The organism is Paraglaciecola aquimarina, assembly GCF_032464635.1.
In the GTDB taxonomy this organism is placed as follows: domain Bacteria; phylum Pseudomonadota; class Gammaproteobacteria; order Enterobacterales; family Alteromonadaceae; genus Paraglaciecola; species Paraglaciecola aquimarina.
This window is the reverse complement of sequence record NZ_JAWDIO010000002.1, coordinates 3,980,916-3,995,000: the sequence shown is the minus strand read 5'-3', so window position 1 is coordinate 3,995,000 and position 14,085 is coordinate 3,980,916. Positions and strand designations below refer to the sequence as shown.

General features: G+C 42.0%; 12 protein-coding genes, 2 rRNA genes and 1 CRISPR repeat array (2 of these 15 running past the window's edge). Of the genes, 12 read left to right on the top strand and 2 right to left on the bottom strand.

Annotated elements, in window-relative coordinates; translation table 11 throughout:
• Positions 1 to 275 (top strand): 23S ribosomal RNA (locus RS130_RS19705) (it extends 2,600 nt beyond the left edge of the window).
• A 281-nt stretch (positions 276 to 556) separates the two neighbouring features.
• A 5S ribosomal RNA gene (gene rrf, locus RS130_RS19700) occupies positions 557 to 672 on the top strand.
• Positions 673 to 894: 222 nt separating this feature from the next.
• On the opposite strand, the gene RS130_RS19695 is transcribed toward rrf, so the two are convergent.
• Complete coding sequence (locus RS130_RS19695; protein ID WP_316027335.1) at positions 895 to 1,113, bottom strand: hypothetical protein; 219 nt, start codon at positions 1,111 to 1,113, stop codon at positions 895 to 897.
• 545 nt (positions 1,114 to 1,658) lie between these two features.
• Here RS130_RS19695 and RS130_RS19690 point away from each other — a divergent pair.
• The 3 genes from RS130_RS19690 (at position 1,659) to RS130_RS23965 (ending at position 3,711) form a co-directional block, all read left to right on the top strand.
• Entirely contained in the window at positions 1,659 to 2,504 is an 846-nt protein-coding gene (locus RS130_RS19690) for a BrxR family helix-turn-helix transcriptional regulator (protein WP_316027334.1), read from the top strand.
• Positions 2,505 to 2,626: 122 nt separating this feature from the next.
• Positions 2,627 to 3,493, top strand: coding sequence for a CRISPR-associated endonuclease Cas3'' (locus RS130_RS19685; RefSeq protein WP_316027333.1), 867 nt, complete (start codon positions 2,627 to 2,629; stop codon positions 3,491 to 3,493).
• On the top strand, positions 3,475 to 3,711 hold the full coding sequence (locus tag RS130_RS23965) for a DEAD/DEAH box helicase family protein (protein WP_428982875.1): 237 nt from the start codon (positions 3,475 to 3,477) through the stop codon (positions 3,709 to 3,711). The genes RS130_RS19685 and RS130_RS23965 overlap by 19 nt, the downstream gene beginning before the upstream one ends.
• Here the strand turns inward: RS130_RS23965 and RS130_RS19680 are convergent.
• Positions 3,661 to 4,850 (bottom strand): IS3 family transposase gene (locus RS130_RS19680; protein WP_316025317.1). Its coding sequence is split into 2 segments (ribosomal slippage): positions 3,661 to 4,583 and positions 4,583 to 4,850, totalling 1,191 coding nucleotides; the frame shifts between segments, so codons are not numbered across the junction. The two genes, RS130_RS23965 and RS130_RS19680, sit on opposite strands and share 51 nt — an antisense overlap.
• 276 nt (positions 4,851 to 5,126) lie before the next feature.
• Between RS130_RS19680 and RS130_RS19675 the strand changes: the two genes are divergently transcribed.
• The 7 genes from RS130_RS19675 to cas2 all read left to right on the top strand — a co-directional run bounded on the left by RS130_RS19675 (position 5,127) and on the right by cas2 (position 12,296).
• The gene (locus RS130_RS19675) at positions 5,127 to 6,416 is read left to right on the top strand and encodes a CRISPR-associated helicase/endonuclease Cas3 (RefSeq protein WP_316027332.1); all 1,290 of its coding nucleotides are present in this window, start codon (positions 5,127 to 5,129) and stop codon (positions 6,414 to 6,416) included.
• A gap of 347 nt (positions 6,417 to 6,763) precedes the next feature.
• Positions 6,764 to 7,468 (top strand): type I-C CRISPR-associated protein Cas5c, encoded by a 705-nt coding sequence (cas5c, locus tag RS130_RS19670; RefSeq protein WP_316027331.1) that lies wholly within the window; start codon positions 6,764 to 6,766, stop codon positions 7,466 to 7,468.
• On the top strand, positions 7,465 to 9,456 hold the full coding sequence (cas8c, locus tag RS130_RS19665; protein ID WP_316027330.1) for a type I-C CRISPR-associated protein Cas8c/Csd1: 1,992 nt from the start codon (positions 7,465 to 7,467) through the stop codon (positions 9,454 to 9,456). Before cas5c ends, cas8c begins: the two co-directional genes overlap by 4 nt.
• Positions 9,457 to 9,458: 2 nt before the next feature.
• The gene (gene cas7c / locus RS130_RS19660) at positions 9,459 to 10,313 is read left to right on the top strand and encodes a type I-C CRISPR-associated protein Cas7/Csd2 (RefSeq protein ID WP_316027329.1); all 855 of its coding nucleotides are present in this window, start codon (positions 9,459 to 9,461) and stop codon (positions 10,311 to 10,313) included.
• Between the two features lie 3 nt (positions 10,314 to 10,316).
• Positions 10,317 to 10,967 (top strand): CRISPR-associated protein Cas4, encoded by a 651-nt coding sequence (cas4, locus tag RS130_RS19655; protein ID WP_316027328.1) that lies wholly within the window; start codon positions 10,317 to 10,319, stop codon positions 10,965 to 10,967.
• Positions 10,964 to 11,992 (top strand): type I-C CRISPR-associated endonuclease Cas1c, encoded by a 1,029-nt coding sequence (cas1c, locus tag RS130_RS19650; RefSeq protein ID WP_316027327.1) that lies wholly within the window; start codon positions 10,964 to 10,966, stop codon positions 11,990 to 11,992. The genes cas4 and cas1c overlap by 4 nt, the downstream gene beginning before the upstream one ends.
• A gap of 10 nt (positions 11,993 to 12,002) precedes the next feature.
• A complete protein-coding gene (gene cas2, locus RS130_RS19645; protein WP_316027326.1) occupies positions 12,003 to 12,296 on the top strand; it encodes a CRISPR-associated endonuclease Cas2 in 294 nt (97 codons plus the stop codon).
• A 175-nt stretch (positions 12,297 to 12,471) separates the two neighbouring features.
• Positions 12,472 to 14,085: direct repeats of the CRISPR family, unit length 32 nt; unit sequence GTCGCCCCTCACGCAGGGGCGTGGATTGAAAC (it continues 2,825 nt past the right edge of the window).

The following is a 14,085-nucleotide window of genomic DNA, read 5'->3' as shown; positions in this document are numbered from 1 at the left end:
GGATGATTGAGGGGAGCTGCTCCTAGTACGAGAGGACCGGAGTGGACGAACCGCTGGTGTTCGGGTTGTTTTGCCAAAGGCATTGCCCGGTAGCTACGTTCGGAATCGATAACCGCTGAAAGCATCTAAGCGGGAAGCGAGCCCCAAGATGAGTCATCCCTGTACGTTTAACGTACCTAAAGGGTTGTTGAAGACTACGACGTTGATAGGCAGGGTGTGGAAGCGTAGCAATGCGTTGAGCTAACCTGTACTAATTGCCCGTGAGGCTTAACCATACAACGCCCAAGTGGCTTCCTTATATAATCGTTCTTCGAACGAGTCGTGTTAAATTGCTTAAACGGAAGGAAACCTTCCTGACAATTTACCTACTCGCTAAAGTGGAAAGATAGAATAAGAAGCAGTTGGTGTGTTGAGTGACAAGATACGACATAAAAATTAGAGTAAGACTAAAGAGCTTTTTAGCCTCGATTATTTGCTCCCTCTCACAAGAGAGACAAGAGCATCAGCTTTTACATATTGATTTATTGAGTTAACACTCGATAAATAACAGTTTATGTCTGGCGGCCATAGCGATGCGGTCCCACCTGATCCCATTCCGAACTCAGAAGTGAAACGCATTAGCGGCGATGGTAGTTTGGGGTTTCCCCATGCGAGAGTAGCACACTGCCAGACTCCCAATTAAGTACGAAGCCACCTTTAACGAGGTGGCTTTTTGCGTTTTGGGGGATTGAAAAGTTGTATCACTTAGATTAGTCAAATACACATCCCTGATGAGATGCACCCAAATTCGTCATCCATGACTCATTGAAAATGCCTAGCCGAGCAGTGCTCGTCTCAATACGGCATTTTCCCATCACGAAGTGGATTCCCGGACAGTCGCAGAGCTCCTGTCGTTCAGGCGGTTAGGTGAGTATCACGTAAAGTCGTCAAATACACATCCCTGATGATCGGCACCCAACCTTGGCATCCATGCCAAGCTGTTAAACCGCTGGAGCAATGCTCCAGAAAGCCTCGATTTAACCCCTGATGAGATGCACCCAAATTCGTCATCCATGACTCATTGAAAATGCCTAGTCGAGCAGTGCTCGTCTCAATACGGCATTTTCCCATCACAAAGTGGATTCCCGGACAGTCGCAGAGCTTCTGTCGTTCAGGCGGTTAGGTGAGTATCACGTAAAGTCGTCAATCACACATCCCTGATGATATGCACCCAACCTTGGCATCCATGCCAAGCTGTTAAACCGCTGGAGCAATGCTCCAGAAAGCCTCGATTTAACCCCTGATGATATGCAATCAAACTCGCCATCCGTGGCTCATTGAAAAGCGGAGCTAAAATCCCGCTTTTCCCTCCTGCGAGAGTAGACAGAAAATGTTCCAGACATTTTTCTGCACTTCCTACATTCAGGTAGGTCGCACTCGGCTCTGGCATCCTGCTTCGCTCTACCTCCTACATCTCGATAACTGCTCCTGCGTTATTTTACCTTCCGCCATCCATGGCGGTCGCATGTAGTCGACAGCCAGGCTCCCATTCAGAAGAAAGCCCACCTTAATAGGTGGCCTTTTTTTGGGGTGAAGACTTGGTTACATTTTTCATGTAAATGTCATTTGACCAATGGGTAATTTTTTTACATAGTAGTAAAAAATACTGGTTGTACTGAATGATAAAAGATGGAAAGGAACTTCACTGGCAGTTAATTGAGTTAATTGCTTATTGGCAAGGAAAAGTAAATACCACACATTTAATGGATCATTTTACCATTAGCCGTAAACAGGCTGGTGATTACATTAGAGCATATCAAGATCAATTTCCGTTACATCTTGAATATTGCAAAAGCACTAAAGCCTTTTTACCCTCTGATAATTTTCAATATCAGTACATAAACGGGGATGTTACCCAATATTTAGAATGGTTAAGTAAATCATCAACTTTATCCATACATGACACAGCTAAGCAAGCTACGCTCACCTATACCTCATTACAATTACCCAGTCGGCAAGTGACACCGAAAATAATGCGTGGCTTAGTTAACGCCATCAACCAACGACGTAGAATCGAAGTCGATTATGTTTCATTGTCTAATCCCGACGTCGAAGGGCGTATTATTCAGCCGCATATTTTTGTCAAGACAGGGCTACGGTGGCATCTACGCGCCTTTGATGAAAAGCACCAAGCGTTTCGTGATTTTGTACTCAGTCGATTTCGTGGCGAACCAGAATTACTCGACAAAGCTACACATAACGCCGATCAAGACAAAGGCTGGAATACAGTGGTGAGCGTAATTTTAACTCCCGACACTCGTTTAAGTGCGACGCAAAAATCAGTACTAGCGCAAGACTACCAAATGCAAAATGGGCAGTTAGTAATAAAAACACGCGCAGCTCTCACCCAATATTTATTGCAAGAAATGCAAGTGAATTTCAAATCTATCGATAAATCTCCCGAAGCCCAACAACTGGTACTAGTGAACGAAGGTGATATAAAAAACTGGTTATTTAGTGGGTAAAGATGATCTCGGCAGAATACCTGTAAACAAAGTTCACTGGTTTTATTTACCGTATTTACAGTGAAACAAAAAGAGTTGACACTCAACTCATAACTTAAAGAAAAAAGGATAGTTTTCTAGCAATGAAAGATCTTTCGCCATCAGATTCTAGTATTTTTAATAGTTTTTTCTTAGCGCATGTAAAAGAGAGTAATAGAGCAGATATTCAAAAGCTTGCAGTTCATCTTTTGGAGGCAGGGGAGTTAGCCGCTTCATTTACCGCTAAAATTGGTCTGCATGATGTGGGGTGTGTACTTGGTTTGCTTCACGACTTTGGGAAGTATTGTACAGAGTTTCAAACCTATATTAAGTCTGCCACAGGAGTTATCGATCAAGATGATGAAGAGTGGGTGGATCACACTTTATTAAAAGGTCGTATCGATCACTCTACTGCTGGTGCTCAATACGTCTACCAGAAACTGTCTTCTTTTGGTGGTGCTGGGCAAGGTGAGTTATGTGGTCAAATTTTAGCTTTGTGTATCGCGTCACATCATAGTGGCTTAATTGATTGTTTAGATGAAGAAGGTAAGAATAATTTTGATAGAAGAATAAACAAAGATGATGCGAGAACACACTTCTCTGAATGTTTGGAAAATGCTGATGAGGTAATAAAAAACTCCGCGGATACTTTACTCAATGTTGGTCTTGTACAAGAGATGTTTCAAGCCATTTTTAAGTTTGTAGATAAGCCAAAATCAGGGAGGTTATTTTCTCATGAAGAGTCTTTCACCCTTGGTGTTTTTACACGATTTTTGTTTAGCTGTTTAATTGATGCAGACCGTATTAATAGTGCTGAATTTGAAGAACCAGAACGTAAAATACTGCGAGAAAAACAACAAGCTTATTTCGATTGGGATATCGCTATTGAGCGTTTAGAGCAAAAGCTTGCTAGCTTTGAAATAGAAAATCCAATTGATGTTATTAGAAAAAAATATCAGATGAATGTTTAAAACGAGCGTTTGATAAGCAAGGTATTTATTCTTTAACTGTTCCTACTGGTGGAGGTAAAACATTTGCGAGCCTGCGTTATGCTTTGCAACACGCTAAGCAATATAAACTAGACAAGATCATTTATATCATCCCCTTTACTTCAATTATCGAACAAAATTTGAAGTGGTCAAGTTATATTGGCCACAGTTTTATAGTAAAGCCAGTACCTTCTTTCTGACTCGTTTGGGCTTAAACCAGCATTGTACTGATGTGACCTAGTCTGGCTGTAATAGCCAACAATATAATCCGTTATGTGTTGTTTAGCTTCGGTGAAATTCCGATAGCCATTGGTAGGAACCCATTCGGTTTTTAAACTTCTAAAGAACCGCTCCATTGGGCTATTATCCCAGCAGTTTCCTCTTCGACTCATGCTTTGGGTTAGCTGGTAACGCCAAATCAATTGTCTGAACTTTCTGCTCGTATAATGGCTGCCTTGGTCACTATGAAACATAACACCTTTTGGCTTGCCTCTACGCTCATAAGCCATCGTTAATGCTTGCATCGTCAATTCAGTGTTAGGCGAAAATGACATTGCCCAGCCAATTGGCTTTCTGGCAAATAAGTCTATAACGACAGCTAGGTATGCCCATCGGTTACCTGTCCAAATATAAGTCACATCACCACACCAGACTTTGTTTGGCTCTACTACTGCAAATTGTCTGTCGAGTAAATTGGGGATATCTACATGTTCTTTCGTCCCTTTTTTATAAGCATGTTTGGGTAATTGACAACTGACTAAATTAAGTTGCTTCATAAGCCTGCCTGCTCGATAGCGGCTGAGAGGCGTCCCTCGCTGTGTGACAATATCAGCGAGGGTTCTAGCGCCTGCTGAGCCATTACTTTCATTATGCGCCAGCCTGATTTCACTGATTAAACGTACTTGTTCTGGGCAAATGTTATCTTCGCGCACTAACCAATATTTGTAGGTACTGCGGTGTACGTCAAACACCTCACATAACAACGTAACAGGGTAACGCTTAGGCTGGCTCTGATTGAGTTTCTCGATTAACGAGAGTTGTTCAGGGAGTCGGACATCAACAGAGCCGTAGCCTTTTTTAGTATTTCCTTTTCTAATTCAATCCGTTCAATACGCTTTTTCAATTCACGTATTTCTAGTTGCTCTGGTGTCATGGGCATGGCTTTAGGTGTTTTACCTGCTCGCTCTTCATTTAGCTGCTTAACCCATTTGCTGATGGTAGATTTACCTACACCCATGGCCTTTGCCGCCTCTTCTTGAGTGTAATTTCGATCAACCACTAATTGAGCAGTTTCTAATCTAAATTCTGGGCTAAATGTCTTACGTGTTTTCTTTTTCATCTTGCTACCTAATGCTGCTATGAAGTGATCATAACATCTCTTATTAGGTGGCCAAATTAACTATGCCACTTCAATGCACAGGCAGTGCGAGATATAGTTGAACAAGAAAGTGACCTATTTCCTTGGGTTTTGGAACATCACAGTAACTTAGATCCTGAAAAGCAAACTTGGCATTCTAAGCTAGTTGCAGAAAATTGGGATGCGCCCATTGTATTTACTACCATGGTGCAGTTCTTGGAAACTCTATTTTCAGGCGGTACTAGAAGTGTCCGGCGTATGCATCAATTAGCCAATTCAGTGTTGATTTTTGATGAAATACAAACCTTGCCAATTAATTGTATTCATATGTTTTGTCATTCCCTTAATTTTTTATCAGAACATGCGAATACGACGGCCTTGTTATGTACGGCAACTCAACCCTTACTGAATAAATTACCAGCTTCAGAATTTGGCGAATTACGTATGGCCAATAACCCAGAAATAGTCGAAAACACCACTGAACTTTTCGATGCTCTTAAAAGGGTTAATGTTCTGAATAGATTCAAAGCTGGGGGCTGGAGTAAAAAAGAAATAATCACACTTGTTAACCAGCGTTTCACTGAACGTCAAAGCTGTTTAGTCATTGTTAATACTAAAGCTTGGGCAAGAGATATATTTATGGAATGCCAACAAACAGTAGATACAGAAGCCTTATTTCATCTCAGTACTAATCAGTGTGCATCACATAGGAAAGAGCTGCTTAAAAAGATACGAGGGCGGTTAAGTGTTGCTCTGCCGGTTTTGTGTGTTAGTACCCAATTAATTGAGGCTGGCGTAGACATCTCATTTGCTAATGTCATTCGCTTTTTCGCGGGGCTTGATTCTATTGCGCAGGCTGGTGGGCGGTGTAATAGGAGTGGAGAATTACTTGATGACCATGGGGAATATGTGCGTGGCACATTAGAAGTGATAAACCCTACTGAAGAGCCTATATCGCGTCTCGTTGATATTAAAGTCGGCCAGCAGTGTACAAGGCGAGTATTTGATGAGGTCGGCATTGAGAATATTTTATCGCCTGAATCGATTGATGCCTATTTTCAATATTTCTTTTTCGAGAGACAAGAAGAGATGATTTATCCTTTGAAAAAGGAAGAGGATTGTTTACTTAATATTTTGGCGAATAACACAATCAATAATGGCCTAGGGTGCAATATTAAACGGAGGAATGAAGGTAGGCTTCCATTGCTTCAACAATCTTTTATGGCTGCGGGTAAAGCGTTCAAAGCCATTGATGCTCCAACCTATAGTGTCATTGTCCCTTATAACTATGAGGCGAAGGCAATTATTGCTGCACTGTGTGGTACAAACAAAAATTTTAATACACCAGATTTCTATAAGAACTTAAAAAAAGCACAACAATACAGCGTGAATGTATTCCCTAATGTATGGAATGCACTGGTAGATGCACAAGCTTTATATGAAGTTCAAGAAGGAGAGGGGATTTACTATTTGAGTGATAGATATTACAGCCATCATTTTGGTCTGAGTGTTGATTTGATTGGGATGCACACAGAGCTTTTTGTTTGAAAAAAGCGGGAGGGCGTAGCGCCCTCCACCTTTTCATTAAACAAACTTCTTAAATGTTTCAATCCACGATCCTGCGAGAGGGGCGACCATGCAAGGATAGGCTTAAAGAGTTTTTTTGTAAACATACTTCATAAATGAAGTTGATTATTTTTTGTGCTTTGTTTAATGTTCAAATTATTGCACAGCTCAAGAGATGATTTGTTCATGGAGTTTTTACCGAATTTAGTCAAAGAAATGGCGGGATTAATAAGAGAGTTACGCTTTCTGCAAAGTGGCAGGTTTTACGTACTCTCGCTGTTACTTGGTGTTGTAGCACTTTCGTTTTTATATCTAGGGATAAGTTGAATATGAAAAATAGTATCAGTTTTACTTTATCAGGACGGTACGCTCTTTTTACTGATCCAATAACCAAGGTCGGGGGAGAGAAATGTTCTTATCATATCCCTACCTACGAAGCTCTTATCGGTGTTTTAAAGTCGATATATTGGAAACCTACTTTGATTTGGGTGGTGGATAGAGTACGGGTAATGAAATCTATCCGTACTCAAACAAAAGGTACTAAACCTTTGGTTTGGGGCGGTGGCAATAGCCTAGCAATTTATACCTTTTTACACGAGGTGGAGTATCAAGTTGAAGCCCACTTTGAATGGAATGTTCACAGGCCAGAATTAGCCAAAGACCGGATTGATGGTAAGCACTTCGCAATAGTTAAGCGCACCTTGGAAAAAGGTGGTCGGCAAGATATTTTTTTAGGTGTAAGGGACTGCCAAGGCTATGTTGAGCCTTGTGAATTTGGAACAGGTGTAGGCATTTATGATGATGTAGATGAATTGGATTATGGTTTGATGTTTCATGGATTTGATTATCCAGACGAAACTGGGGTTAATGAATTACATGCGCGTTTCTGGCGACCAGTAATGAAATTTGGTGTGATTGATTTTATTCGTCCTGAATGTTGTGAAATCAAACGTTTTGTTCGTGAAATGATACCCAAAGAATTTGGTCTTGATAAGAATCTTAAGCCTGTTTCACAAGAGGAAGAACAACAATGAGTTGGATGGCACAGTTGTACGAGACTTATGAGCAAGCAATGAATATTGAGAGCATGGGCAGTAATTACCCTATGCCAGTGAGTCATACTATCCAAAATGCTCATGTAGTCATTTCTATTGATATAGAGGGGAATTTCAAACGAGCCGAAGTATTAAATAAAACTCAAATCGTTTTGCCTGCTACTGAAAAATCAGCGGGGAGAAGTAGTGGAGAAGCTCCTCATGCCCTTGCAGATAAAATTCAATATGTAGCAGGTGACTATGAGGAATATGGCGGACTTAAATCTGCTTATTTTGATGGTTATCAAAGACAATTACTTAAATGGATAGAGTCTGGGCACAGTAACTCAAGCATAGAAGCTGTGTATAGATATATTAGTAAAAAAAGTGTTGTTAAAGACTTAGTTCGTGAAAAGATTTTGTGGGCAGAAAACAATATTTTACTGACCTCATGGGAACATAAAACTGCCAGTGCTCCAGAGATTTTTAAAGCCTTGCCAAAGGAGAAAGGGAAGTTAGATCAAGGTAGTGCATTAGTGTGTTGGGCTATTGAATCAGACGATATTAAGTATGCAAAAACTTGGAAAGATCCGACTATTCAGCAGCAATGGATTACTTACGAGTCAAAAAATACAAGTAATCAGGCTATTTGTTATATTTCAGGCCATGAAGAGCCTGTGGCTTTAAATCACCCTGCCAAACTAAGGCACTCGGGAGATAAAGCCAAGCTGATCTCTGCCAACGATTTAAGTGGCTTTACATTTAAAGGTCGTTTTACTGACAGTAAAACAAGTATTGAAAGTCATGGACTGCAAGCTGCTAGCATCGGATTTTTGACAACTCAAAAAGCGCACAATGCTCTGCGTTGGCTGATCAACCGAAAGGAAAGTACCTTAAAAAATGGTGATCAGATTATTGTAGCGTGGGCAATTTCTGGTAAAGATCTGCCCTCCGCTTTTGGTGAGCCCATCCCCGATCTTGATATATGGGATTTTAGTCCTGTGGCAAACAAGCAAGATGATGAAACTGAGTATGTTTCTGATCTTACAACTGACCTTGGTGCTCATTATGCGCGTAAACTTAAAAGTTATATGCAGGGCTATCATAGAAATCTCGAAACCAAAGATACTGTATCCATTATGGCAATAGATTCAGCGACTCCGGGAAGGATGGCGGTGACCTATTATCGAAAGACGATGCCCAAAGATTATCTTGATGATATTAGTGCATGGCATATAGATTTTGCTTGGCCACAGCGCGTAGTCAAAGAAGTAATATCAGCAAAAGGAAAATCTAGTCGTCCTGTTAGCTGGCCTGTCCAAGCACCATCTCCATATTCTATCATGCAAGCTATTTATGGTGATGTTCTCAAGAGTAATGAATCACTTAAAAAACAGTTTTATAACCGTTTACTGCCTTGTTTGGTAGACAAAGCTTGCATACCACAGGATATGCTTAGGATTTCATTTCAGCAAGCGTGCAAATCAACCAATAAAGATTATTGGGAGTGGGAGAGAAACCTTGGTGTCGCATGCGCCTTATACAAAGGTTTTTATGCACGTCATTTAGATAAGTTACACAGAAAGGAAATATCCATGTCATTAGATACATCAATTACTTCAAGAGACTATTTGTATGGTCGTTTGCTGGCAGTCTCGGAAAATATAGAGAGTTACGCTTTGTATAAATCTGAAATTAAACGCCCGACCTCTGCAAACCGGTTGATGCAACGATTCGCAGACCGCCCTTATACGACGTGGTTAACTATATACAAGCAGTTAGATCCATACATACAACAATTAAGCGCGCGTTACCCAAATTTTTTAAATAGTAAGCAGCAAATACTTGGCCAAATTATGGATGCTTTTCAGTACGACGATTTTAAATCTAACAAAGCGTTGGAAGGAGAGTTTTTATTAGGCTTTCATTGCCAGCGATTAGCTTTTCAAGCAAAAAAAGAAACAAATCTAAATGAACAAGGAGAATAGTTATGAGCTTACAAAACAAAATTGATTTCGCGGTTATTTTTTCAGTAAAGAATGCCAACCCAAATGGAGATCCGCTAAATGGAAACCGTCCACGCACTGATTTTGGTGGTTATGGTGAAGTCACTGATGTGTGCTTAAAGCGTAAATTACGTGACCGTTTAATAGAGCTACAAGAAAGCATATTTGTGCAGTCTGACGAAAATAAAACTGATGGAATGACAAGTCTTAGAAATCGCGCTGAATCAGAGGAGTTTGGATTAGGAAAAGAAGCCTTTAATGGTAAAAAAACGCCTGCTGATGAGACTGCAAAAATGGCCTGTGACAAATGGTTTGATGTAAGGAGTTTTGGGCAAATATTTGCATATAAAGGAGAAAAAAGTGGCGGCGGGGTATCCATAGCTATTCGTGGCCCTGTTACTATCCAGTCTGCATTTTCTATTGAACCAGTGGGCATTACCAGTACTCAAATAACCAAAAGTGTAAGTGGTGAAGGTGATGGAGAGAAGAAGGCATCAGATACCATGGGCATGAAACATCGTGTTGATGAAGCAATTTATATTGCATATGGGGCTATGACGCCACAACTCGCTGAGCGTACAGGTTTTAGCAATGCTGATGCAGAAATAATTAAACAAATATTACCTAAGCTTTTTGAAGGCGATGCCTCTTCAGCAAGACCTGAAGGTTCGATGGCGGTCGAAAAAGTCATTTGGTGGCAGCATAATTCAAAAGCAGGCCAATACTCATCCGCTAAAGTGCATAGAACATTGGATGTAAATACGGATGGTACAATTGACGAGAATAAATTACTAAAATCATTAGATGGGCTTAAACCTGAAATTATAGATGGGTTTTAACTTTTGAGTGAAGCTCCAGTAGAGCGCCTAATCCCAATATCCGCTCTACAACACTACGCGTTCTGCCCAAGGCAGTGCGCGTTAATTCACAACGAGCAAGTATGGGCTGAGAACTTCTTAACAGTCCATGGTCAGTTGTTGCATCAAAGAGTTGATAATGGTGAGCCCGAAACTCGTAAGGGGGTTCGTTACGAACGCGGACTTGTGGTGAGTGCGCCTTTATTAGGGTTAACTGGTAAGCTCGATTTATTAGAAAAGGAGTTGGCTAGCGGTAAGTTAACACCTGTGGAATATAAGCGTGGAAGGCCTAAAAAAGGGGATTATGACTCAGTGCAGCTTTGCGCTCAAGTATTATGTCTTGAAGAAATGACGGGGCAGACTATAACGCAAGGTGCTTTGTGGTATTGGCAAACCAGAAAACGAGAGGTAGTGCCAATACATGATGCCCTTAGAAAGCGTACTTTGGGCTTGTTAGAAGCGATTGAAAACCTATTTTTAGTCGGTAAAACCCCAAAAGCAGTGCATGGAAAACACTGTAAAGCGTGCTCATTGCTTGATATCTGTAATCCTTTAATTAATCAGAATGATTCTAGTGAAGATTATGTGGCAGGCCTGTTTAATTTAGAAAACAAAAGCATGGATGATGAAAATTGAAAAAGCTGCAAAATTGTTTGTACATTACTAAAGATGGAGCCTATCTGCATAAAGAGCTTGAAACACTTGTTATAGAACAGCGTATTGATGGTAAAAAGAAAAAATTGATGCAACTCCCTATTCATTCGATTGGGCATATTTTCTGTTTTGGCAATGTTATGGTTTCGCCTCAAGTTATGGGGTTCTGCGGTGAAAATGGTACGGGCTTGTCGTTTTTTAATATGTTTGGCCGATTTCAAGCGCGGGTGGTTGGCAAGCAAACGGGTAATGTGCTTTTACGCCGTGCCCAGTATAACGCTACAGATAATCAATCTGTTGTGATCGCTCGTTCAATTATTGCTTCAAAGATTCGCTCAAGTAAAAGCGTATTAATGCGCCATGCACGCAATCATGGTGAAACGGGTGAGATCAAAAAAGTGGTTGGGCGTCATAAACAAATTATTGAAGAGCTAAAAGTACAAACTAACCTAGAGCGTATTCGTGGTTTAGAAGGTGAAGCGGCAAGCCATTATTTTTCAGTATTTAACAACTTGATTACTGTTAAAAAAACTGACTTTAAACTTAATGGGCGTACTCGTCGACCACCCAAAGACCCGGTAAATGCCATGCTGTCATTTTTATATTCAGTTTTAGGTAACGAAGTGAGTAGTGCTTTGCAAGGTGTGGGGCTTGATCCTCAGGTGGGGTTTTTACATCAAGAACGGCCTGGGCGTGACAGCTTAGCTCAAGACTTGCTTGAAGAGTTTAGGGCTTATATCGTTGATAGACTGGTGCTAACACTGATAAATCGACAGCAAGTTAAAATAAAAGATTTTGATTATGATGTGTTGGGTGGAGTTGTTATGAAAGATGCTACACGAAAGCTTTTACTTCAAGCTTATCAAGCAAAAAAGCAAGAGGTGATAGAGCATAAATTTCTAAGTGAAAAAGTAGAAATTGGGCTGTTACCGCATATTCAAGCCATGTTGTTGGCAAGATACATAAGAGGTGATTTAGCACAGTATCCGCCTTTTTATATAGATTGAGGTTTTGCTTATGATGATATTAGTGACTTACGATGTTTCTTTTGAAGATGGTAACGGACAAAAACGTTTAAGACATATCGCTAAGACCTGCCTGAATTATGGGACCAGAGTTCAATATTCTGTATTTGAATGTGATATAGACTCTTCTCAATGGGTTGTGTTTAAAGACACGCTATTGTCTATCTATGATCCTAGTGTCGACAGTTTACGTTTTTATAAATTAGGTAAAGGGTGGCGTAATAGGGTAGAGCATCATGGGGCAAAACGTGCGGTAGATATATTTCAAGACGATCTCATCATATAATCGCTAACCACTTGTACTCATTAAATCTGTAGAGAGTTAGCATGATCTTAACTGCTTGAAAAATAATTACTTATTTATGCTTTGCTAAGATTTAATGTTGTTGATGTTCTTTAAAAAATTGGTTAGCGAAAACATAAAATATAGATTAGGCTATATCTGCCTTTGCAATAAGGCAGTCGCCCCTCACGCAGGGGCGTGGATTGAAACTAAACAGTGTCACTAATAGTGTCAGCAACGATTTGTCGCCCCTCACGCAGGGGCGTGGATTGAAACACCTTTTAATAAAAGCTCATTAAAATGTTCGTTTGTCGCCCCTCACGCAGGGGCGTGGATTGAAACTCGAGCATGATCACTCTTGGTTGTACGGTTGCTGGTCGCCCCTCACGCAGGGGCGTGGATTGAAACAACGACCAACACACTGAGATCATTCATGACTACGGTCGCCCCTCACGCAGGGGCGTGGATTGAAACATTAATTCTATGCTCAACCAACTGCAACGCATACGTCGCCCCTCACGCAGGGGCGTGGATTGAAACTGTTAGTGCTACCGGTATAGATGAATGTAGAGTGTCGCCCCTCACGCAGGGGCGTGGATTGAAACGTACAGCGTGGGGGATCTCGCATAAAAAAACTGGTCGCCCCTCACGCAGGGGCGTGGATTGAAACTGTGCTAGTAGTGCCAATGTGATCGCTATATTGGTCGCCCCTCACGCAGGGGCGTGGATTGAAACTATCTTATTAACAAGCGTAATCATCCTTTCGTCTGTCGCCCCTCACGCAGGGGCGTGGATTGAAACTGTTAGTGCTACCGGTATAGATGAATGTAGAGTGTCGCCCCTCACGCAGGGGCGTGGATTGAAACGAAAGTGAAACTCCACCTGACAATGGCAGTGGAGTCGCCCCTCACGCAGGGGCGTGGATTGAAACTATATCGCCCAAGCTTGAGTTAACGTGCTCAAAGTCGCCCCTCACGCAGGGGCGTGGATTGAAACCCAGAACTATACAGCGGTTACCACTTACCCATGTGTCGCCCCTCACGCAGGGGCGTGGATTGAAACACAGAATTGCTATTTAGCATGTCAGTATGCAAAACGTCGCCCCTCACGCAGGGGCGTGGATTGAAACATGCAGCGTCTGTCGTGCTGCACTAATCAAAGTGGGTCGCCCCTCACGCAGGGGCGTGGATTGAAACAAGAGTTAGGGAATAGTCCTTAACCCCGACCCAGTCGCCCCTCACGCAGGGGCGTGGATTGAAACATTTAACGGCTGCTCCTTTAATGGCCCCAAGTAGTCGCCCCTCACGCAGGGGCGTGGATTGAAACTTGCCAATACGGGCGGTTAATGCCCCAGTCTTCGCGTCGCCCCTCACGCAGGGGCGTGGATTGAAACTGCAAACTTGTTAGATACCGCTTCGTATTCAAAAGTCGCCCCTCACGCAGGGGCGTGGATTGAAACGGTCGAGATCGAAACTGACGGACTAGTCAACGCGTCGCCCCTCACGCAGGGGCGTGGATTGAAACAGCCCACTCTTGCAGCATGAGTCGCGCTAACTCTGTCGCCCCTCACGCAGGGGCGTGGATTGAAACCACTGTAAACCTAAAGAGCGAAAGCGGCGGCCCGTGTCGCCCCTCACGCAGGGGCGTGGATTGAAACTCGCTTGCCACGAAAACCACATCGCTCTGAGTAAGTCGCCCCTCACGCAGGGGCGTGGATTGAAACACGGAATTTTTATTTAGCATGTCAGTATGCAAAACGTCGCCCCTCACGCAGGGGCGTGGATTGAAACGG

Excerpts from the sequence above, each read along its gene's own strand:
- RS130_RS19690 (WP_316027334.1), top strand. The coding sequence starts at position 1,659 with ATGATAAAAGATGGAAAGGAACTTCACTGGCAGTTAATTGAGTTAATT.
- cas2 (WP_316027326.1), top strand. The coding sequence starts at position 12,003 with ATGATGATATTAGTGACTTACGATGTTTCTTTTGAAGATGGTAACGGA.
- cas7c (WP_316027329.1), top strand. The coding sequence starts at position 9,459 with ATGAGCTTACAAAACAAAATTGATTTCGCGGTTATTTTTTCAGTAAAG.
- RS130_RS19675 (WP_316027332.1), top strand. The coding sequence starts at position 5,127 with ATGCATCAATTAGCCAATTCAGTGTTGATTTTTGATGAAATACAAACC.
- cas5c (WP_316027331.1), top strand. The coding sequence starts at position 6,764 with ATGAAAAATAGTATCAGTTTTACTTTATCAGGACGGTACGCTCTTTTT.
- RS130_RS19685 (WP_316027333.1), top strand. The coding sequence starts at position 2,627 with ATGAAAGATCTTTCGCCATCAGATTCTAGTATTTTTAATAGTTTTTTC.
- cas8c (WP_316027330.1), top strand. The coding sequence starts at position 7,465 with ATGAGTTGGATGGCACAGTTGTACGAGACTTATGAGCAAGCAATGAAT.